The organism is Paracoccus sp. S-4012 (assembly GCF_009674885.1).
Taxonomy (GTDB): Bacteria; Pseudomonadota; Alphaproteobacteria; order Rhodobacterales; family Rhodobacteraceae; genus Paracoccus.
Window position 1 is genome coordinate 39,185 of record NZ_WKKA01000011.1, and the last position, 20,745, is coordinate 59,929.

The window sequence follows — 20,745 nt, forward strand, 5'->3', positions numbered from 1 at the left end:
GAAAGCGACAACCATGAGCCCCCCGACCCGCCGCCCCAATCCCCCGCAGAACGGGAGGGCCGCGTGATGGCCGACTGGCTCGCGAAGGTTCCACAGGCCGCCCGCGACTATGTCGAGGGCAGGCGTCTCGACGAGGTCGAGTGCGTCGTCCCCGACATCGCGGGCGTGGCGCGCGGCAAGGCCATGCCCGCCTCCAAGTTCGCCCGGCAGGAGAGCTTCTACCTGCCGAACTCGATCTTCCTGCAGACCATCACCGGCCACTGGGCCGACAACCCGCAGGGCGCCTTCACCGAGCCCGACATGATCTGCGTGCCAGATTTCTCGGCCACCACGGCCTCGCCCTGGACGCATGACTGGACGCTTCAGGTCATCCACGACGCCTACGACCAGCAGGGCAATCCGGTGACGGCCGCGCCGCGCAATGTGCTGAAACGCGTCGTCGGCCTCTACGAGGCCGAGGGGTGGCGGCCGATCGTCGCGCCGGAGATGGAGTTCTTCCTCGTCGCGCGCAACATCGACCCGAACCAGCCGATCGAGCCGCCGATGGGCCGCTCGGGCCGCCGGGCGGCTGCCAAGCAGGCCTATTCGGTCAGCGCCGTCGATGAATACGGCAAGGTGATCGACGACATCTACGACTTCGCCGAGGCGCAGGGCTTCGAGATCGACGGCATCCTGCAGGAGGGCGGCGCGGGCCAGGTCGAGATCAACCTCGCCCATGGCGACCCGGTCCACCTCGCCGACCAGATCTTCTTCTTCAAGCGCATGATCCGCGAGGCCGCGCTGCGCCACGACTGCTTCGCCACCTTCATGGCCAAGCCCATCGAGGGCGAGCCCGGCTCGGCCATGCACATCCACCATTCGGTGCTGTCGGCCACGGACGGCAGCAACATCTTCTCGGACGAGCAGGGCCGCGAGACGCCCGGGTTCCAGCACTTCATCGCGGGCATGCAGAACCACCTGCCCGCTGCGATCGCGCTGCTGGCGCCCTACGTCAACAGCTACCGCCGCTACGTCCCCGACTTCGCCGCGCCCATCAATCTCGAATGGGGCCGCGACAACCGCACCACGGGGCTCAGGGTGCCGATTTCCTCCCCCGAGGCGCGGCGGCTGGAGAACCGGCTCGCGGGCATGGACTGCAACCCCTATCTGGGCCTCGCCGCCAGCCTCGCCTGCGGCTGGCTGGGGCTGAAGGACAAGCTCGCGCCGCGCTCGGAATGCCTTGGCGACGCCTACATGTCCGAGGACGAGTTGCCCACCAATCTCGGCGACGCCCTCGACCTGATGCGCGAGAGCGAGGCAATGCGAGAGGTTCTCGGCTCCGGCTTCGTGGATGTCTACCAGAGCGTGAAACGCGACGAATACAAGGAGTTCCTGCAGGTCATCAGCCCGTGGGAGCGCGAGCATCTGCTGCTGAACGTATGAACCTGCTGCACGCAAACGACCGCCGCGGCGCGTATCCGGCAAGCTGGTATGCCGAGACCCGCGACCCGCTGCCGCCCTTCCCGGAGCTGAGGGGCGACACGCGGGCCGATGTCTGCGTGGTCGGCGGCGGCTACACCGGGCTGTCGGCGGCGCTGCATCTGGCGCGTGCCGGGCGCGACGTGGTGCTGCTCGAGGCGCATCGGGTGGGCTTCGGCGCGTCGGGGCGGAACGGCGGGCAGGTCGGCTCGGGTCAGCGGCTGGACGTGGCGGAGCTGGAGAAGCTCGCCGGGCGGGAGGCAGCGCGGGCGCTCTGGAGCATGGCCGAGGAGGCGCGGCACCTGACCATCGGCCTCGCGGCCGAGGCGGGCGTGCCCTTCACCCCCGGCATCGCCCATTGCGCCCGCACCCCGGCCGAGGTCGCCCATGCCCGCGAGAACGCCGAACGCATGGCCCGTGACTATGGCTACGACCTGATCGAGCCGCTGGACCGCGAGGGCCTCCGCGCGCTCGTCCCCTCCGACGCCTATATCGGCGGCGACATCGACCGCGGCGCCGGGCACCTGCATCCGCTGAACCTCTCCCTCGGCGTCGCGCGTCTCGCGTCCGAGGCGGGCGCGCGGCTGCACGAGCTGAGCGAGGTCCACGCCATCCGCCACGCGCGGGCGGCGGGCGAGAAGACCCTCGTTCTGACCGGCCGCGGCCGCGTCCTCTGCGACCACCTGATATTGGCCGGCAATGGCTATCTCGGCCATCTTGACACGCGCGTGGCCGCACGAGTCATGCCGATCAACAACTACATCATCGCGACCGAGCCGCTGGGCAACCTGGCCGAAACGGTGCTCAGGGCCGACATCGCCGCGCACGACACCCGATTCGTGGTGAACTACTGGCGCCTGACACCCGACCGCCGCCTGCTCTTCGGGGGCGGCGAGACGGTGAGCTACCGTTTCCCCAAGGACATGGCCGCGATCGTCCGCAGGCCGATGCTGGAGGTCTATCCGCAGCTTGCGGAGGTGGCGATCACCCATGCCTGGGGCGGAACGCTGGCCATCACCATGAGCCGGATGCCCTGGTTCGGCCGCCCGGCCCCGAACTGCCTCACCGCCGGGGGCTATTCCGGCCACGGCGTCGCGCTCGCGCTGCACGCCGGCCGCCTGATGGCCGAGGCGATTCGCGGCGAGGCCGAGGGGTTCGACGCCATGGCGGTGCTCCCCTCGCGCCCCTTCCCCGGCGGCGCGGCCTTCCGCTGGCCGCTGCTGGTCGCGGGCATGAGCTGGTATTCGCTGCGCGACCGTCTCGGCTGGTAGATCAACCGGCGATTCACGCGCGGCTGCTATCCCGGTCTGGACCCCGATTCGCGGTGCGCGCCATGAACCCAGACACTGCCCCGCACCGCGCCTTCCGCATCGCCGGCCAGCCGGTCGCAACCCTCCGGCCCAGCGGCCGCCTCGGCTGGCCGACGATCCGCCCGCCCTGCCGAGCAGGGCCGCAGCGCCTCCACCCGCCTCCTGACCGCGATCGAGCGGCTGGTGGCCGAGGAGTTGCGCCACTGCGCCGCCGGTTCGGAAACGGTGAAAGCGAACCTCAGATGTAGCGGGGAAAATCGATCTTCGGACAGCGATTCTCGATCACCGTGACGCCCTCGGCCCGCGCCTTCGCCGCCGCCTCCGCATGGCTGACGCCCAGCTGCATCCAGATCGTCCGCAGCCCCGGCAGCGAGGCCAGCGCCTCGTCCACCACCGCGGGAACGGCGTCGGACCGGCGGAAGATGTCCACCATGTCCACCGCGATTTCACCGGGAATCGCCGCGAGGCTACCATAGCACTGCTCGCCCAGGATCTCCTGCCCTTCATGCCCCGGATTGACCGGCACCACCTTGAACCCCTTCGCCTGCAGGTAGCGCGCCACGCCCCAGGACGGCCGCTCGGGCTTGGGCGAGAGGCCGACCACGGCGATCACCTTCGTGCTGCGGGCGATCTCGGCGATGGTCTCGTCGATGCTGCGGGTCATGATGTCCCTTCCGTCCAAACGCTGGTCACAAAGAAAAAGCGCCCGGTCCAGGACCGGGCGCAAGTGGCGGAACGAGGGACAGTGATCCGAACACGACCGTTCCGAGGTCATGTTCGAGACCATAATGCCACATCATCCGGGAAGTTCCCACCGATTCACGCAAAGGTGATTTCCCCGTGCGGAATGCAGCTAGAGGCCGAGTTCGACGAAGGTCTCCTTTGCCGCCATCAGCATGCGCCGCGGATCCGCCATGAAGGCGTCCCGTGCGGCGGGCGAGCTGAGCAGGTAGAGCCGCTGGCCGACGATCACGAAATAACGCGGATCGCCCCTGACGGCCTGGTGGTCTACCGCCAGCATCTTGGGGCAGAGGCCGCGCAGGCCAGGGGCATAGTCGCGCGGATTGGCCTCGAACGCCGCCCGATTCTCCTCGCTGGCGAAGTGCCAGTCCTGCCCGGCCCATTCGGTGCGAATGTCGCTGCGCCCCGGCACGGCCTGACCCTGCGTGCGGTAGGCGACCACGTCCATCCCGTCGAGGGCCCAGTTCGCCGCGGCCGCCCCCGGTAGCAGCAGCAGCATCAGGGCAAGGAGCGGGGCGAGGATCGAGCGCATCGGCGGGGCGTCCGGCAATGGTGGGGCTGGCCCCCGATGTGGCGCGAACCGGCCGCCCGTGCAACGCGCGCGGCCGCGTTCTGGCGGGGTTGTGATCCGGCCCCGTCACTCCACCGTCGCGGCGTAGAGGGCCACCGCAGCCGCGTTCGAGACGTTGAGCGAGCCGAATCCGCCCGGCGAGGGGATGCGCGCCAGATGATCGCAGGCCGCCCGCGTGCCCTCGCGCAGCCCCGGCCCCTCGGCCCCGAGCACGAGGCAGACCGCGGCGCCGCGCGGCCCGCTCGCCAGAACCTCGCCCAAGGATCGCTCCGCCTCGCCGTCGAGGCCGATCAGCGTGAACCCCATTCCCGCCAGGTCGCGCAGCGCATCGCCGAGATTCGGCACCCGCAGATAGGGCTGCCGCTCGAGCGCGCCAGAGGCCGTCTTCGCCAGGGCCCCCGTCTCCGGCGCCGCATGACGCGCCGGCGCGATCACCGCCCGCGCCCCGAACACCTCGGCCGAGCGCAGGATCGCCCCCGCATTATGCGGGTCCGTCACCCGGTCGAGGGCGACCACGACCGGCCGCAGCCCCGCCGCCCCCTCGCGCAGCGCGACCTCGCTGAGGCTCCCCCAGTGCAGCGGCTTCACCTCGAGCGCCGCCCCCTGATGCACGCTGTCGGGGGCGAGCGGCACGGCCTTGTCGAAGCTCCGCGCATCCACGACCTCGGCCGGCATCGGCAGATCGCCCAGCCTGTCGGCCGCGTTCTTCGTCACGACAAGCCGCAGCTTCTCGCGCCGCGGGTTCGAGAGCGCATCGCGCACCGCATGCAGCCCGAAAAGCCACAGCGTCTCGGCCGCCGCCGCCCGCCGCCCGCGCTCCTTCTCGATCACCCAGGCTGGCTTCTTCGCCGGCTCGGCCATCCCCATCCCCTTCTTCTGTCCGCAAATATCCCACGGGGGTGCGGGGGTGTGAAACCCCCGCCGCCGAGGCCGCCGCGATGCCTTGACGGCGCGCCCCGGCGCCGCTAATCAGCCGCCCTGTGCCGCGATGCGGTCACGGGCGACGAGCTGCAAGGTGCGGCAGCGGACTGTAACTCCGCCGGGGAGACCCATGCCTGGTTCGATTCCAGGGTCGCCCACCATCCCCCTCACAACTCCATCCCATCCAGCACCGCATCGCAACGCGCGCAGGTCGCCGGGTGCGAGTGGCTGCCCACGTCCGGCAGGACCTTCCAGCAGCGCTCGCATTTGCCGCCCGGCGCTTCCTCGAAGACGACGCCGACACCCGGCACCTCGGGCAGGCGGAAAGCCTCGGCCGGGGCGGGATCGGCGGTCAGCGAGAGATCGCTGGTGATGCAGATATCGGCGAAATCGACGCTCTTCAGCACGGCCAGCACCTGCGGATCGTCGACATGCACCACGGGCGCCGCCTCGAGGCTGGCGCCGATGGTCTTGTCGGCGCGTTTCAACTCGAGGGCGGCCGTCACCACCCGCCGCGCGCGGCGGACGGCCTCCCATTTCGCCGCCAAGGCCTCGTCGCGCCAGTCGGCGGGCGTCTGCGGGAAGTCGTGCAGATGGACGCTGTCCTCCGCGGAGGGGAAGCGCGAGAGCCAGACGTCCTCGGCCGTGAAGGGCAGGATCGGCGCCAGCCACAGGGTCAGGCGGCGAAAGACCTCGTCCATCACCGTCCGCACTGCGCGGCGCCGGAGGCTGCCCGGCGCGTCGCAGTAGAGCGCGTCCTTGCGGATGTCGAACCAGAAGGCCGAGAGGTCGCCCGTCGCGAATGCGAAGAGCCGCTGGAACACGCCCTGGAAGTCGTAGGCCGCGTAACCCTCGCGCACCTCGGCATCCAGTTCCGCGAGACGGTGCAGCACCCATCGTTCCAGCCCCGGCATCTCGGCCGGCGCCACCCGCTCGGCCTCCGAAAACCCGCCGAGCGCGCCGAGCATGAAGCGCAGCGTGTTCCGCAGCCGGCGGTAGCTGTCGGCGGTGCCCTTGAGGATCTCCGGCCCGATCCGCTGGTCGGCGGTATAGTCCGCCTGCGCCACCCAGAGGCGCAGGATGTCGGCGCCGTATTGCTGGATGACCTCGGCAGGAACGGTGGTGTTGCCGAGCGACTTGGACATCTTCATGCCCTTCGCGTCCAGCGTGAAGCCATGCGTCAGCACGCCGCGATAGGGGGCGCGGCCCTTGGTGGCGCAGGCCTGCAGCAGCGAGGACTGGAACCAGCCGCGGTGCTGGTCGGTGCCTTCGAGATAGAGGTCGGCGATCCCGTCCGGGCTGCCGTCGGCGCGGTCGCGCAGCACGAAGGCGTGGGTCGAGCCCGAGTCGAACCAGACGTCGAGCACGTCCGTGACCTGATCCCACTCGGCAGAGTTGTAGAGGCCGTCCAGCACCCGCTCCTTGAAGCCGGGGCGATACCAGGCGTCGGCGCCTTCGGCCTCGAAGGCCGCGATGATGCGGGCGTTCACGCGCTCGTCGCGGAGCAGGAAATCGGGGGCGTCCGGGCGCGCCCCGGCGCGGGTGAAGCAGGTCAGCGGCACGCCCCAGGCGCGCTGCCGGCTCAGCACCCAGTCGGGGCGGTTCTCGACCATGCTGAAGATGCGGTTGCGGCCCGAGGGCGGGGTCCACTGCACCAGCCGGTCGATGGAGGCGAGCGCACGCTGGCGGATGGTGTCGCCGCAGTCGCTCATGCCGTCCGCGAGCGGGTTGTCGATGGCCGCGAACCACTGCGGCGTGTTGCGGTAGATGACCGGCGCCTTGGACCGCCACGAATGCGGATAGCTGTGCTTCAGCTTGCCCTTGGCGAGCAGCGCGCCCTGCTGGGCGAGGGCCTTGATGTTGCTGACATTGGCCGGGCCTTCCTTGCCCTCGGGCGTCAGGATCGCCTCCCCGCCGAAGACCGGCAAGTCGGCGCGGTAGCTGCCGTCCGGCTCGACGTTATACGTCATCGGCAGGCCGTGTTTCTGGGCGAGGATGTAGTCGTCCTCGCCGTGGCTCGGGGCGGTGTGGACGAAGCCGGTGCCCGCGTCCTCGGTGACGTGCTCGCCGGGGAGGAGGGGGACGTCGTAGTCCCATTCGCCCTGCCCGCCCTCGATGCCGCGGTAGGGGTGGGCGAGGGTCAAGCCCGCCAGTTCCTCGGCCGACACGTCACGGACACGGTGCCATTGCCCCAGCTCCAGCTTGGCGGCGGTGAATACCTGCGCGGCCAGCGCATCGGCCAAGAGACACCTTTGCCCGTCCTCTACCTCATAAAGGCCGTAAGCAATCTCCGGGCCATAGGCGACCGCTCGGTTTTGCGGAATGGTCCAAGGAGTGGTGGTCCAGATCACCACCGACGCGCCGACAAGATCTCCCAAGCCTTCCGACACCTGCTCAATCGTCGGAATGGACGGGTCTGCCGTGCCCCCCTTCCCTTGCGCCAGCACCGAAAACTTCACCCACACCTGATGGCTCGTATGGTCGTGATACTCGACCTCCGCCTCGGCCAGCGCGGTCTTCTCCACCGGCGACCACATCACCGGCTTGCTGCCCTGATAGAGGCTCCCGTTCATCACCAGCTTCATGAACTCGGCCGCGATCACCGCCTCGGCGTGGTAGTCCATCGTCAGGTACGGATCGTCCCAGTTGCCGATCACGCCGAGGCGCTTGAACTCCTCGCGCTGCACCTCGACCCAGCCTTCGGCGAAGCGGCGGCATTCCTGGCGGAACTCGACCGTGTCCACGGCGTCCTTGTCGCGGCCCTGAGCGCGGTATTGCTCCTCGATCTTCCACTCGATCGGCAGCCCGTGGCAGTCCCAGCCGGGGACATAGCGCGCATCGCGGCCCATCATCTGCTGGCTGCGGGTGATGAAGTCTTTCAGCACCTTGTTCAGCGCATGGCCGATATGCAGGTGGCCGTTCGCGTAGGGCGGGCCGTCGTGGAGGATGAAGGGCTCGCGACCCTCCCCCTTCGCCCGCAGCCGGTCGTAGATGCCAAGCGCCTCCCAGCGGTCCAGCCAGCCCGGCTCGCGCTGCGGCAGGCCGGCGCGCATCGGGAAATCGGTCTCGGGCAGAAAGACGGTGTCGCGGTAGTCGGGCACGGTCGGGGCGGCGGTGTCGGCGCTCATCGGGGCGGTCCTTGGCTCTCGGGGCGAGTGGCAGGCGGGGGCGACCCGGCGGCGGAGGAACTCACGCCGCCGGGCGGGTAATTCGCGCGATGTGCCGATGGCCCAACATCCGCGCGCTTATAGGCAGACCCGCCCGCCCGGACAAGCCGCGACGCCATGCCCGCTTGCAAGCCCGCACCCGGACCCCGACATTGGCGGCATGTCCATCCCGCCGCGCTTCCCCATCACGCCCGAGCAGATCGACCGCGTCGTCGCCGTCTTCTACGCCGCCGTCCGCCGCCACGAGAGCCTGGGGCCCATCTTCGCCGGCCATGTCACCGACTGGCCCGAGCACGAGGACAAGATCGCCCGCTTCTGGCGCAACGCGATCCTCAGCGAGCGCGCCTATGACGGCAACCCGATGCTGGTCCACCGCCGCGCCGGCGATGTGCGGCCCGAGCATTTCCCCGTCTGGCTCGCCCTCTTCGACGAGACCCTGCGCCGCACCCTCCCCTCCGAGAGCGCCGCCGCCTGGTCGGCCCTCGCCCATCGCATCGGGCAGTCGCTGAGCTTCGGCGTGAGCCTCGCCGAGGGGCCGCCGCGGCTGCGCTGACGGGCCGCCCGCGCCACAAGGCTGTGGACGGTTCCGGCTGGCCGCTTCCCCTGTGCCGCGGGCGGCTCTAGGGTGCCGCGCGTCGCGGACAGCGGGCGGAACGGGCAATGGCGCATATCATCGTCGTCGGCAACGAGAAGGGGGGGTCGGGGAAATCGACCACCTCGATGCATGTTGCGACGGCGCTTGCACGGATGGGCCACCGGGTCGGCGCCCTCGACCTCGATGTGCGGCAGCGCAGCTTTGGCCGCTACATCGAGAACCGCGAGGCCTTCCTCGCCCGCGAGGGGCTGACCCTGCCCACCCCCCGCCTCGGCAAGCTCGAGGCGCGCAGCACCGACGACACCGACCCGCTGAGCCGGGCGATGGAGGAGCTGGAGGCGACAAGCGACTTCATCCTGCTCGACTGCCCCGGCTCGCACACGCGGCTGAGCCAGATGGCCCATACGCTGGCCGACACGCTGGTCACGCCGATGAACGACAGCTTCATCGACTTCGACCTGCTGGCGCGGCTGACACCCGAGGGCAAGGTGCTCGGCCCCTCGATCTATGCCGAGATGGTCTGGTCGGCGCGCCAGATGCGCGGCCAGGCGGGGGCGGGGGCGATCGACTGGCTGGTGCTGCGAAATCGCCTCGGCACGACCGAGATGCACAACAAGCGCAAGGTCGGCGCGGCGCTCCAGAACCTCTCCAAACGCATCGGCTTCCGCGTGGCGCCGGGCTTCTCCGAGCGGGTGATCTTCCGCGAGCTGTTCCCGCGCGGGCTGACGCTGCTCGACCTCAAGGATATCGGCACGGCGCAGCTTTCCATGTCCAACATCGCCGCGCGTCAGGAACTGCGCGATCTCGTGACGGAGCTGAAGCTGCCGGGCGTCACGGTGGATTTCTGACGCCCCTGCCGGGGGTTTTCCACCCCCGGACCCCCGGAGGATATTTTCGGACAGAAGAACCTGTTGGCCTGCCCGCGCGTTGGTTCCGGTCATACCTGAAGGAACCTCCGCCATGGCCTCGCGCGCGATCTGGAAAGGCCAACTGCGCCTCTCGCTCGTCTCGATCCCGATCGAGATCCATTCGGCCACCCAGTCGGGCCGGCAGATCAGCTTCCGCCAGATCCACGGGCCGACCGGCAAGCCGATCCGCTACGAGAAGACCGTGCCCGGCGTCGGGCCGGTCAAGTCCGAGGACATCCTGAAGGGCTACGAGATTGGCGACAACGAATACATGCTGCTCAAGCCCGAGGAGATCGACGCGATCAAGCTGGAGACGAAGAAGACCTTCGAGCTGGTGCAGTTTGTCGGCTCCTCCGAGATCCCGCCGCTCTACTTCGAGAAGCCCTATTACATGGTCCCGACCGACGATCTGGCCGAGGACGCCTACCGGGTGGTGCGCGACGCCCTGCGCCGGACCGACACCATCGGCCTTGGCCAGCTGACCCTGCGCGGGCGCGAGAACCTCTGCGCGGTGAAGCCCTGCGGCGACGGGCTGCTGATGGAGACGCTCTACTACGCCGACGAGATCCGCAGCGCCGAGCCGCTGTTCTCCGAGATCGGCGACGAGGAGCCGGACGACGACCTGCTGGCGGTCGCGACGCAGCTGATCAAGAAGAAGACCGCCCCCTTCAACGCCGAGGCCTTCACCGACCACTACGACAAGGCGTTGCGTGCGCTGATCGAGGAGAAGCGCAAGTCGGGCACGGTGAAGCGGGCGCGGACCGACGATGACGAGGCGCCGGCGCGGGGCACGAACGTCATCGACCTCATGGCGGCGCTGAAGGCGAGTTTGAAGGGCTCGGATGGCGGCGATGACGAGAAGCCGGCGCGCGGCAAGGCCAAGCCCTCCACCCCGCGCCCCAAGGCCAAGCCGCCCGAGGCGGAGGATGAGAAGCCCGCCCGCAAGACCCCTGCCCGCAAGCCCGCGGCCAAGAAGACCGCCTGATGCGCTCGCTTGCGACCTACCGGTCCAAGCGCGACTTCGAGGCGACGCCCGAGCCGTCGCAGGGCGCGCGCCCGCGTGGCTTGGGGCTGCACTATTCGATGCAATGCCACGACGCGACCCGTCTGCATTACGACCTGCGGCTGGAGTGGAAGGGCGTGCTGCTCAGCTGGGCGGTGACGCGCGGCCCTTCGCTCGACCCGGCCGACAAGCGGCTGGCAGTCAGGACCGAGGACCACCCGCTCGACTACCTGACCTTCGAGGGGACAATCCCGGAGGGGAACTATGGCGCCGGGATCGTGATGCTCTGGGATATCGGCGCCTGGACCCCCGTGGATGACGTGGACCGCGGCTTGGAGAAGGGCCATCTGCGCCTTCGCCTGCACGGGCGGCGGCTCACGGGCGAATGGCATCTGGTGCGCCTCAAGGGCCGCCCCGAGGATCGCGGGCGCGAGAACTGGCTGATGATCAAGCAGGAGGACGAGGCCGCGCACCGGCCCGACCCGGTGGAGCGCTACACCACCTCCGTGACCTCGAACCGCACCCATGCCCAGATCGCCGGCGACGGCGAGCCGGTGCCCTTCGGTCCCAGGCGCACGGCATCGGCGCCGGAGTTCGAGGCGCCGATGCTGCCGACGCTTGTCCGCGAGCCGGTCGGCGGCAAGGGATGGTGGCATGAGCTGAAGTTCGACGGCTATCGCGGGCTGGTGCAGATCGGGGCCGAGGGCGCGCGCATCCGCACCCGTTCGGGCCTGGACTGGTCCGACCGCTTCGCGCCGCTGCTGCCGGCCTTCGAGGAGCTGCCCGCGAAAACCGCGCTGATTGACGGCGAGATCATGGCTGGCGCCGACCTCGGCGGCTTCGGCGCGCTGCAGGACGCGATCTCGGCCGGCGGGCCGTTCCGCTTCTACGCCTTCGACCTGCCCTGGCTCGACGGCCGCGACCTCCGCGACCGCAGCCTGCGCGACCGGCGCCGCGCGCTTGAGAAGCTGCTCGCGGACGCGCCGCCCCTCGGCCTTATCCAGCTTTCACCGGTGATCGAGGGCGACGGCGGCGAGGTGCTGGACCCGATCTGCGAGGCGGGTGGCGAGGGGATCGTCAGCAAGAGCATCAGCGCGCCCTGGCGTTCGGGCCGCACGACGTCATGGGTCAAGGTCAAATGCGAACGCCGGGCGGAGTTCGTGATCCTCGGCTACCAGAAAAGCGACAAGCGCGGCCGGGCCTTCAGTTCCCTGCTGCTCGGGACGCGCGAGAGCAAGGCCTGGGTCTATCGCGGCAAGGTCGGCACCGGCTTCGACGCTGAGACGCAAGCGGACCTGTCGGCGCGGATGGAGGCCTTGGAAACCGAAAAGATGCCGCTCGCCGCCCGGCCGCCGGGGCTCAAGGGCGTCGTCTGGCTCCAGCCAGAACTGGTTGCCGAAATCCGCTACGGCGAGGTCACGGGTGACGGCCAGCTGCGCCACGCCTCCTTCCTCGCGCTGCGCGGCGACAAGCCCGCGCGGGAGGTGGCAATGGACCCGCCGGAGGAGGACACCGTGGTCAAGGTCAGCGATGGCGAGCGCGTCAAGGTCGCGGGCGTCGGCATCTCCAGCCCCGAGCGGCGGGTGTTCCCGCCCGACGGCGCGACCAAGCTCGACCTCGCGCGCTACTACGAGGCGGTGGCCGAGCGGATGCTGAAGGTCGCGGCGGACCGGCCGCTGTCGCTGGTGCGACTGCCGGATGGTCTGGGCGGGCAGGCGTTTTTCCAGAAGCACCTGCGGAAGGGCTGGCCTGCCGGGCTGAAGCCGGTGCCGATCGAGACCTCGGACGGGGTCGAGGACTACATGTATGTCACGAGCGCCGCGGGCCTCGTCGGGGGCGTGCAGATGGGCACCGTCGAGTTCCACATCTGGGGCAGCCGCCGGGACCGGCTCGACCGGACCGACCGGCTGGTCTTCGACCTCGACCCGGACGAGGGCCTGGGTTGGCCCGAGGTGCGGCAGGCGGCGATGGACCTGCGCGACCTTCTCGACGGCCTCGGCCTGCCGAGCTGGCCGATGGTGACGGGCGGCAAGGGCATCCATGTGGTGATCGAGATCCGGCGCACGGTCGCCTGGGACACGGCGAAGCTCTTCACCCACACCGTCGCCTCGCATCTGGCCGAGACCCAGCCGGAACGCTTCGTCGCCAACATGTCCAAGGCCAAGCGCACCGGCCGCATCTTCGTGGACTACCTCAGAAACGAGCGCGGCTCGACTGCCATCGCCCCCTTCTCGGTCCGCGCCCGCCCCGGCGGGACGGTCGCCTTTCCGCTGAGCTGGCAGCGGCTGGCGGAGACGGAAGCCGCCAACGCCTGGGGCATGGAGCGCGCGCTAGAGGAGGGCGACTGGGACGCGGTTGGCGTGCCGAAGCCGGTGAGGCTCGAGGCCGCCATCAAGCGGATGGCGAAGGAATGGGGCTGAACGCCCCCTCTTCTTCTGTCTGAAAATATCCGCCGGGGTCCGGGGGCGGCAGCCCCCGGCTTTCAGCGCCGCCGGTCGCGGCGGCTGCTCATCGGCTGGAACGCGACCCCCACATGCGCCTCGCAATAGGGCTTGCCCTGCTGCGAGGGCAGGCCGCAGAACCAGAACTTCTCGGTCGCCGGGTCGCCGATCGGCCATTTGCAGGTCCGCTCGGTCAACTCCATCAGCGTGAGCTTGCGCGACCGCTTCTCGACCTCGCGGACCGAGGCGAGGGCCTCGGGGCTGATCTCGTTGGCCGAGGGCTGCGGCGGCAGCGGCTGGCCGGCGGGCACGATCGGGCGGCGCGGGGTGAAGACGGCGACGGGCGTCTCCTCCACCTCCTCCGGTTCGGCCTCGGGCTCCTCGGCCTCCGGCTCCGCCTCGACGACGATCTCCGGCTCGGCCTCGACCACCGGGGCGGGCGCGGGCTCCGTCGCGGCCTCTGCCACCGGCTCCTCGTTGCGGTTCGAGAGGCCCAGACGATGGACCTTGCCGATGACAGCGTTGCGGGTGACGCCGCCCAGTTCCTTGGCGATCTGGCTCGCGGACTGGCCTTCGCCCCACATCCGCTTCAGCGTCTCGACCCGCTCTTCGGTCCAGGACATCCTTGTCCACCCTTGCATGTTCGTGGCTGGCCCGGTCTACATCCGGGAATGCCGAGACATATCCCTCGCAGTCCATGACTTCAAGAACACCCCCCGCCACAACCCGCCGCGGCATGGGCGCGCGCCGCTTCGGCCGCGTCAACTGGCTCGGCCTGTGGACCCTCGCGCTGCGCGAGGTCCGCCGCTTCATGGCCGTCTGGCAGCAGACGATCTTCGCGCCGCTGATGACCGCCGGCCTCTTCGTGCTGGTCTTCGCGCTCGCCCTCGGGCGCGACCGGGGCGAGGTGATGGGGCTGCCCTACCTGACCTTCCTGGCGCCAGGCATCCTGATGATGACGGTGATCCAGAACGCCTTCGCCAACACCTCGTCCTCGATCATCAGCTCGAAGATGCAGGGCAATATCGTCGACACGCTGATGCCGCCCCTCTCGGCGGGCGAGATCCTTGCGGGCTACCTCGCCGGCGGCGTGGCGCGGGCGGGGCTGGTGGCGGCCGTGATCACGGCGGGGATGGCGCTGGCACTGGGCCTGCGGGTGGCGCATCCGCTCTGGGCCGTCGCCTTCGTGCTGCTCGGGGCGCTGCTGATGGGCGGCCTGGGGATGCTCGCCGCGATCATCGCGCAGAAGTTCGATCACATGGCGGCGATCACCAACTTCATCGTGACGCCGCTGAGCTTCCTCTCCGGCACCTTCTACTCGGTCGAGACCCTGCCGGGCGCCTTCCGCGCCTTCAGCTATGTGAACCCGGTCTTCTACCTGATCGACGGCGCCCGCTACGGCTTCACCGGCGTCTCGGATGCCGACCCGCGCCTCGGCCTTCTCGTCTGCGTCGTGGCCACGTCACTGGTCGCCGGACTGGACTGGCACTGGCTGCGGATCGGCTACCGCATGAAACCCTAGGCGCGGATCATCAGCAGCCACGCGCGCCCGGCGCCCTGCCAGCCGTCATGCACCACCTTCCGCCGGGCCGCGACCGCGTAGCCCGCCGCGGCGTAGACGGCGCGGGCGGCGGTGTTGCTGTCGGCGACGATCAGGCTCATGCCGCGGGGGCCGCGCTCGCGCTCGGCGAAGCGCAGCAGCGCCGCGCCGACGCCGTGGCGGCGATGGCCGGGGGCGGTGGCGAGGATGTGGACATGGCCGGTGCCGGCGGCCTCGTCCTCCAGCTCCTGCAGCGGCACGAAGACCGGCGGCATGTCTCGCGGCATCGGCTCGGGCCTGTCCGGCAGGCGATAGGCATAGAGGCACCCCGCCGGCACGCCGTCGCGCTCGGCCACGAAGGCGCGGCGCCACGACACCGACGCGGTGTCGCCCGCCACGCGCGCGAGGCCGACCGCCTCGGGCGCCTGCCCAGGCCCGGCCATGCCCGCCCAATGGTGACGCGGCAGGCCCTCGCCCGCGGCATCGACCAGCGGCATCAGGAACGCGGCGTCCTCTCGGACCGCCGGGCGGATCGCGAGGGCCATGACCTCCCCCCTTCCGGGCCCGCGCAGTCTAGCACGCAGGCCGCCCGCGCGTCTTGTGCCCTCCGCCGCGCCGCGCTACCGCGTTGACTTCACCCCCGCCGTCGCCATCCTGCGGCCGCAGCCGCCGTCCTGCCCGAGAGTCCCGATGAGCACGCATCTGCTGCCGACCTACAATCGCGCCGACATCGCCTTCACCAAGGGCGAGGGCAGCTGGGCCATCGCCGAGGACGGCACCCGGTACCTCGACCTCGGCGCGGGGATCGCCGTCAACAGCCTCGGCCATGCCAACCCCGAACTGGTGCAGGCGCTGACCGGGCAGGCGCAGAAGATCTGGCACGTCTCGAACGTCTACCGCATCCCCGAGCAGGAGCGGCTGGCCGACCTCATGGTCGAGCACAGCTTCGCCGACATGGTGTTCTTCACCAACTCCGGCACCGAGGCGGCGGAACTGGCGATCAAGATGGTCCGCAAGTACTGGACCGAGCAGGGCGACCCCGACCGCATCGAGATCCTGACCTTCGAGGGCGCCTTCCACGGCCGCTCGACCGGCGCCATCGCCGCGGCCGGGTCCGAGAAGATGGTCAAGGGCTTCGGCCCGCTGATGCCCGGCTTCCGGCCTCTTCCCTGGGGCGATCTCGACGCGCTGAAGGCCGCGATCAGCGACCGCACCGCCGCCGTGATGATCGAGCCGGTGCAGGGCGAGGGCGGCATCCGCCCGCTGCCGGACGAGGACCTTCGCGCCATCCGGGCGCTCTGCGACGAGACCGGGGCGCTGCTGGTCCTCGACGAGGTGCAGTGCGGGATGGGCCGCACGGGGCGCCTCTGGGCCTATGAATGGGCGGGGATCGAGCCGGACGTGATGATGGTCGCCAAGGGCATTGGCGGCGGCTTCCCGCTGGGCGCGGTGCTGGCCACCGATGCGGTCGGCGGGGTCATGACCGCGGGCAGCCACGGCTCGACCTACGGCGGCAACCCGCTGGCCTGCGCCGTGGGCGCGCGGGTAATGGAGATCATCGCCGACGAGGGCTTCCTGGCCGAGGTGCGCCGCAAGGGCGCGCTGATGCGCCAGAAGCTCGAGGGCCTGGTCGCGAGCCACCCGGAGGTGTTCGAATCGGTGCGCGGGCAGGGCCTGATCCTCGGCCTGCGCTGCCATGTGCCCCCCGCCGATCTGGTCCGCGCGGGCTATGCCGAGCAGCTGCTGACGGTCGCCGCCTCCGACAACGTTGTCCGCCTGGTCCCGCCGCTGACGATCACCGACGACGAGATCGCCGAGGCGGTTGCGCGGCTGGACCGCGTCGCGACGCGGGTCGAGGATGGCGGCTGAGCCGCTTGCCGTGACCGCGACGGCGTGAAACAGGGACGGGAATGCAGGGACATGCGACCTCGATCATGAGCGATGCCGCCAGCGAAGCGCGGGGTTCCCTTGTCGCGCAGGCCGTCTCATGAACGCCGCGCCGCCCGCCTCTGTCGAGCCCCCTCCAGCCATCGCTTTCACGGCCTTGTGCCCGATCTGCGCCAAGCCGCGGCGGTTCGAGGCGGCGGACGACTTCTTCGCCCCGCGGGACGCTCTCACCGCCCCGGATTGCGAACTGAACGGCTGCGTCACGCGCGAGCGGGCGCTCGCGGCAACGCTGTTCTCGGTCTATCCGCGCGGCGAGGTGCGTCGAATGCGGGTTCATGAGGCAGCGCCGGGGGGACGGGGCATCTCGCTCTGGCTGCACCAGAACGTGGGCGGCCTCGTGCTGACCGGCTACTTTCCCGACCAGCCCTTCGGCGACATGGTGGGCCATGTGCGCAACGAGGACCTCGAGGCGCAGACCTTCGAGGACGAGTGCTTCGATCTGGTGGTGCATCTCGACGTGATGGAGCACCTGTTCCACCCCTTCCGGGCGCTGACGGAGATCTACCGCACGCTGCGCCCCGGCGGCCTGTGCCTCTTCACCGCGCCGACCTATGGCGGCCGCGAGACGTCCGAGCAGGTCGCCTTCCTCGAGGACGGCGCGGTCAGGATCGTGGGCGAGCCGGAATACCACGGCAACCCGCAGGGCGACGGCTCGCTGGTCACATGGCGCTACGGCTACGACCTGCCGCTGCTGATCGCGCGGCAGACCGGCTTCGACGTGGAGGTCCGTCGCTGGCAGTCGCCGTCCATCGCCGTGATGGGGCGCATGACCGAGGTCTATCTCCTGCGCCGGCCCCTTCGCACCGCTGAAACGGACACCAGAGACAGCGAATGACCCATTTCCTCGACATCCACACCACCGCCAAATCCGACCTCCGCGCCATGATCGACGCCGCCCGGCGCATCAAGGAGGCGCGGGGCGATGTGCCGAAGGGGACGCCGGACCGCGACCAGCCGCTCAAGAACCGCATGGTGGCGCTGATCTTCGAGAAGCCCTCGACCCGGACCCGGATCAGCTTCGATCTCGGCGTGCGGCAGATGGGGGGCGAGACGATGGTGCTCAGCGGCGCCGACCTGCAGCTCGGGCATGGCGAGACGGTGGCCGACACCGCGCGGGTGCTGAGCCGCTTCGTGGACCTCATCATGATCCGCACCTTCGAGGAGGCGACGCTGCACGAGATGGCCGAGCACGCGACGGTGCCGGTCATCAACGGGCTGACCAACCGCACCCATCCCTGCCAGATCATGGCCGACGTGCTGACCTATGAGGAGCATCGCGGGCCGATCGCCGGGCGCAAGGTGGTTTGGTCGGGCGACGGCAACAACGTCTGCGCCTCGCTGATCCATGCCGCCGGGCAGTTCGGCTTCGACTTCACCTTCACCGGCCCGCAGCCGCTCGACCCCGAGCGTGAATGGATCGACTTCGCTCGCTGCCAGGGCGTCGCGGCCGAGACCGAGCGCGACCCGGCGAAGGCGGTGGAGGGGGCGGACCTGGTCGTGACAGACACCTGGGTCTCGATGCACGACCCGCAGTCCGCCCGCGAGCGGCGGCACAACCAGCTGCGCCCCTATCAGGTCAACGAGGCGCTGATGGCGCGCGCGAAACCCGACGCGCTCTTCATGCACTGCCTGCCCGCACATCGCGACGACGAGGTGACGAGCGCGGTGATGGACGGGCCGCAGTCGGTCGTCTGGGACGAGGCCGAGAACCGCCTCCACGCGCAGAAGGCGGTCATGCGGTGGTGCCTCGGGGTCTGACCCCGCCCGCTCAGCGCGAGCGGATCAGCCCCATGATGTCCATGGTCTGGTGCAGGATCGGCCGGGCGATGGCGTCCGCGCGCTCGGCGCCTTGGCCGAGGATGCGGTCGATCTCGGCCGGGTCGGCCATGTAGTCCTGCATCCGCTTCGTGATCGGGCCCAGCACCTCGACGGCGACCTCCGCAAGCGCCGGCTTGAATGCGCCGAAGCCCTGCCCCTCGAAGCGCGCCAGCAGCGCGGCGGGCGTCTCATCGGACAGGGCGGCATAGATGTTGACGAGGTTCTTCGCCTCGGGCCGGTCCTTCAGCCCCTCCATGCTGCCGGGCAGCGGCTCGGCATCGGTCCGGGCCTTGCGGATCTTCTGGGCGATGGCGTCGGCGTCGTCAGTCAGGTTGATACGGCTGGCGTCCGAGGGATCGGACTTGGACATCTTCCTGGAGCCGTCGCGCAGGCTCATCACCCGCGTCGCGACGCCCTCGATCAGCGGCTGCACCTCGGGGAAGAAATCGACGCTGTAATCGTGGTTGAACTTGGCGGCGATGTCGCGCGTCAGCTCCAGATGCTGCTTCTGGTCCTCGCCCACCGGCACCGCGTCGGCGTGATAGACGAGGATGTCGGCCGCCATCAGCGAGGGATAGGCCAGCAGGCCGAGGCTGACATTCTCGCTGTTGCGGCCCGCCTTGTCCTTGAACTGCGTCATCCGGTACATCCAGCCGACCCGCGCCACGGTGTTGAACAGCCATGCCATTTCCGCATGCGCGGGCACCTGGCTCTGGTTGAAGAGGATCGACCTGGCCGGATCAACGCCCGAGGCCATGAAGGCCGCCGCGGCCTCCCGCGTCTGCCGCGTCAGCACCGCCGGCTCCTGCCAGACGGTGATCGCGTGCAGGTCCACGATGCAGTAGATCGTCTCGGGGCCGGTCCCCTGGAACTCCGCGAACCGCTTCAGCGCGCCGAGATAGTTGCCGAGCGTCAGCCCGCCCGAGGGCTGGATGCCGGAGAAGATGCGTCTGATCGGGGGGCGTGCTTCGGTCATGGCTGCCTGTCGCGCGGGGGAACGGGTCGCGGAGCGATAGCCCCCGCGGCCGGCGGGCGCAACCGCGCCTGCCGGCCGGCCTCAGGCCGCCTTGATCGTCGTCGCCGAAGCCAGCAGCGCGTGCAGCGCCACCGGGTCGGTATTGGCCCTGAGCGTGTCGCGCAGCTCGGCGCTGCGCATGGTCCGCGACACCAGGGCGAGCGCCTTGAGGTGATCCACCCCGCCCGAGGAGGGCGCGAGCAGCGTGAAGACCAGATCGACCGGCTGCCGGTCCACTGCATCGAAATCGAGCGGCCGGTCGAGGCGGATGAACAGCCCCTGCACCTTCTCCACCCCGTGCAGCCGGGCATGGGGCAGCGCCACGCCCTGCCCCACCCCGGTCGGGCCGAGGGCCTCCCGCTCCTGCAGCGCGTCCAGGGTGGTGGCGGCGGGCAGGCCATAGACCGTCTGCGCCAGTTCCGCGATTTCGTGGAACAGCCGCTTCTTGCTGGCAACCTGCGCCACGGAACGCACCGCGGCGGGCGGGAGAATCTCGGCGATCTGCATGTCGGTCACTTCTGCCGCCCGGCGCGCGGGCGGACGCCTCAGTTGCTGATGTTGCGCGGGTCGATCCAGCCCACGTTGCCGTCGTCGCGGCGATGGACGACGTTGACGCCGCCGTGCTTCTCGTTGCGGAAGACCAGCAGCGGCATGCCGGACAGCTCCATCTGCATGACCGCATCGCCGACCGAGAGCGTCGGCACCCGCGTCTCCATCTCGGCCACGATGATCGGCTGCAGGCCCTGGTCGTCCTCGGCCTCGTGCCAGTCGTCCTCGTCGCCGGTCAGCACATACGAACCGGCGGCGCTGAACTCAACGGGTTCGGCGCGGCCCTGGTGGTGGTCCTTCAGCCGGCGCTTGTAGCGGCGCAACTGCTTGTCCATCTTCTCGCGGCAGGCCTCGAAGGCGGCATAGATCTCGGGCGCCTGCCCCTTGGCCTGGACCGTCAGCCCGGTCGAGAGGTGCACCACGGCGTCGCAGATGAAGTTGAACGCGTCCTTCGAGAAGATGACCGTCAGGTCGGTCGGCCGCTGCGCGTATTTCTCGACCGTCTCGCCGATCTCCGAACGGACATGGGTGGTGAGCGCGTCACCGATGTCGATTTGCTTGCCGCTGATCTGGGTGCGCATTTCGGGTGTGTTCTCCATCTCTCAGCCGTCGCCGGCCGCTGCGGGACCGCCCATCCGGCCCGCGTCCGGCGCGGGTGGGAATCCGGTGGCGGAGGGGGAAGATGCGGCGTGACGCAATCGCGGCGACATGGCCCCATGAGGCCGCGAACCCCCTGCAGTGTCAACGGCCTTCGCGGGGCC

General features: G+C 70.0%; 19 protein-coding genes and 1 tRNA gene. 11 read left to right on the forward strand and 9 right to left on the reverse strand.

What is annotated here, in order from left to right; translation table 11 throughout:
- Nucleotides 1-66 precede the first annotated feature (66 nt).
- A complete protein-coding gene (locus GI374_RS13715) occupies nt 67-1,422 on the forward strand; it encodes a glutamine synthetase family protein (protein ID WP_154337633.1) in 1,356 nt (451 codons plus the stop codon).
- Nucleotides 1,419-2,729 (forward strand): FAD-binding oxidoreductase, encoded by a 1,311-nt coding sequence (locus GI374_RS13720; RefSeq protein ID WP_154337634.1) that lies wholly within the window; start codon nt 1,419-1,421, stop codon nt 2,727-2,729. The genes GI374_RS13715 and GI374_RS13720 overlap by 4 nt, the downstream gene beginning before the upstream one ends.
- 277 nt (nt 2,730-3,006) lie before the next feature.
- Here the strand turns inward: GI374_RS13720 and GI374_RS13725 are convergent, their stop codons facing one another.
- The 3 genes from GI374_RS13725 to GI374_RS13735 all read right to left on the reverse strand — a co-directional run bounded on the left by GI374_RS13725 (nt 3,007) and on the right by GI374_RS13735 (nt 4,941).
- A complete protein-coding gene (locus tag GI374_RS13725) occupies nt 3,007-3,432 on the reverse strand; it encodes a CoA-binding protein (protein ID WP_154337635.1) in 426 nt (141 codons plus the stop codon).
- Nucleotides 3,433-3,621: 189 nt separating this feature from the next.
- The gene (locus tag GI374_RS13730) at nt 3,622-4,041 is read right to left on the reverse strand and encodes a YHS domain-containing (seleno)protein (RefSeq protein ID WP_154337636.1); all 420 of its coding nucleotides are present in this window, start codon (nt 4,039-4,041) and stop codon (nt 3,622-3,624) included.
- A 105-nt stretch (nt 4,042-4,146) separates the two neighbouring features.
- The gene (locus tag GI374_RS13735) at nt 4,147-4,941 is read right to left on the reverse strand and encodes an RNA methyltransferase (RefSeq protein ID WP_154337637.1); all 795 of its coding nucleotides are present in this window, start codon (nt 4,939-4,941) and stop codon (nt 4,147-4,149) included.
- A 137-nt stretch (nt 4,942-5,078) separates the two neighbouring features.
- Here GI374_RS13735 and GI374_RS13740 point away from each other — a divergent pair.
- A tRNA-Tyr gene (locus GI374_RS13740) sits at nt 5,079-5,162 on the forward strand.
- 6 nt (nt 5,163-5,168) lie between these two features.
- On the opposite strand, the gene ileS is transcribed toward GI374_RS13740, so the two are convergent.
- Nucleotides 5,169-8,129, reverse strand: coding sequence for an isoleucine--tRNA ligase (gene ileS, locus GI374_RS13745; RefSeq protein WP_154337638.1), 2,961 nt, complete (start codon nt 8,127-8,129; stop codon nt 5,169-5,171).
- A gap of 199 nt (nt 8,130-8,328) precedes the next feature.
- Between ileS and GI374_RS13750 the strand changes: the two genes are divergently transcribed.
- From GI374_RS13750 to ligD, 4 genes are all read left to right on the forward strand, one after another.
- Nucleotides 8,329-8,721, forward strand: a complete 393-nt coding sequence (locus tag GI374_RS13750; RefSeq protein WP_154337639.1) for a group III truncated hemoglobin — start codon at nt 8,329-8,331, stop codon at nt 8,719-8,721.
- A 107-nt stretch (nt 8,722-8,828) separates the two neighbouring features.
- On the forward strand, nt 8,829-9,611 hold the full coding sequence (locus GI374_RS13755; RefSeq protein ID WP_154337640.1) for a division plane positioning ATPase MipZ: 783 nt from the start codon (nt 8,829-8,831) through the stop codon (nt 9,609-9,611).
- Nucleotides 9,612-9,723: 112 nt separating this feature from the next.
- Nucleotides 9,724-10,656, forward strand: a complete 933-nt coding sequence (locus tag GI374_RS13760; RefSeq protein WP_154337641.1) for a Ku protein — start codon at nt 9,724-9,726, stop codon at nt 10,654-10,656.
- Entirely contained in the window at nt 10,656-13,094 is a 2,439-nt protein-coding gene (gene ligD, locus GI374_RS13765) for a DNA ligase D (RefSeq protein WP_154337642.1), read from the forward strand. The genes GI374_RS13760 and ligD overlap by 1 nt, the downstream gene beginning before the upstream one ends.
- A gap of 62 nt (nt 13,095-13,156) precedes the next feature.
- On the opposite strand, the gene GI374_RS13770 is transcribed toward ligD, so the two are convergent.
- Entirely contained in the window at nt 13,157-13,738 is a 582-nt protein-coding gene (locus tag GI374_RS13770; protein ID WP_154337643.1) for a GcrA family cell cycle regulator, read from the reverse strand.
- A gap of 113 nt (nt 13,739-13,851) precedes the next feature.
- Here GI374_RS13770 and GI374_RS13775 point away from each other — a divergent pair, with 113 nt between their 5' ends.
- Nucleotides 13,852-14,637 (forward strand): ABC transporter permease, encoded by a 786-nt coding sequence (locus GI374_RS13775; RefSeq protein WP_154337644.1) that lies wholly within the window; start codon nt 13,852-13,854, stop codon nt 14,635-14,637.
- Here the strand turns inward: GI374_RS13775 and GI374_RS13780 are convergent.
- Nucleotides 14,634-15,200 carry a GNAT family N-acetyltransferase gene (locus GI374_RS13780; RefSeq protein ID WP_154337645.1) on the reverse strand — a complete coding sequence of 189 codons (567 nt, stop codon included), beginning with the start codon at nt 15,198-15,200 and terminating at the stop codon, nt 14,634-14,636. The genes GI374_RS13775 and GI374_RS13780 overlap by 4 nt on opposite strands.
- A 145-nt stretch (nt 15,201-15,345) precedes the next feature.
- On the opposite strand from GI374_RS13780, the gene GI374_RS13785 reads away from it, so the two are divergent.
- The 3 genes from GI374_RS13785 (at nt 15,346) to argF (ending at nt 18,360) form a co-directional block, all read left to right on the forward strand.
- Nucleotides 15,346-16,524 (forward strand): aspartate aminotransferase family protein, encoded by a 1,179-nt coding sequence (locus GI374_RS13785; RefSeq protein WP_154337646.1) that lies wholly within the window; start codon nt 15,346-15,348, stop codon nt 16,522-16,524.
- 118 nt (nt 16,525-16,642) lie between these two features.
- Nucleotides 16,643-17,437 (forward strand): methyltransferase domain-containing protein, encoded by a 795-nt coding sequence (locus tag GI374_RS13790; RefSeq protein ID WP_154337647.1) that lies wholly within the window; start codon nt 16,643-16,645, stop codon nt 17,435-17,437.
- The gene (argF, locus tag GI374_RS13795; RefSeq protein WP_154337648.1) at nt 17,434-18,360 is read left to right on the forward strand and encodes an ornithine carbamoyltransferase; all 927 of its coding nucleotides are present in this window, start codon (nt 17,434-17,436) and stop codon (nt 18,358-18,360) included. Before GI374_RS13790 ends, argF begins: the two co-directional genes overlap by 4 nt.
- A 10-nt stretch (nt 18,361-18,370) precedes the next feature.
- Here the strand turns inward: argF and trpS are convergent, their stop codons facing one another.
- The 3 genes from trpS to hpf all read right to left on the reverse strand — a co-directional run bounded on the left by trpS (nt 18,371) and on the right by hpf (nt 20,565).
- A complete protein-coding gene (trpS, locus tag GI374_RS13800; protein WP_154337649.1) occupies nt 18,371-19,396 on the reverse strand; it encodes a tryptophan--tRNA ligase in 1,026 nt (341 codons plus the stop codon).
- 81 nt (nt 19,397-19,477) lie between these two features.
- On the reverse strand, nt 19,478-19,942 hold the full coding sequence (locus GI374_RS13805) for a PTS sugar transporter subunit IIA (RefSeq protein ID WP_154337690.1): 465 nt from the start codon (nt 19,940-19,942) through the stop codon (nt 19,478-19,480).
- 38 nt (nt 19,943-19,980) lie between these two features.
- Nucleotides 19,981-20,565, reverse strand: coding sequence for a ribosome hibernation-promoting factor, HPF/YfiA family (gene hpf / locus GI374_RS13810; RefSeq protein WP_154337691.1), 585 nt, complete (start codon nt 20,563-20,565; stop codon nt 19,981-19,983).
- Between the last annotated feature and the right edge of the window lie 180 nt (nt 20,566-20,745).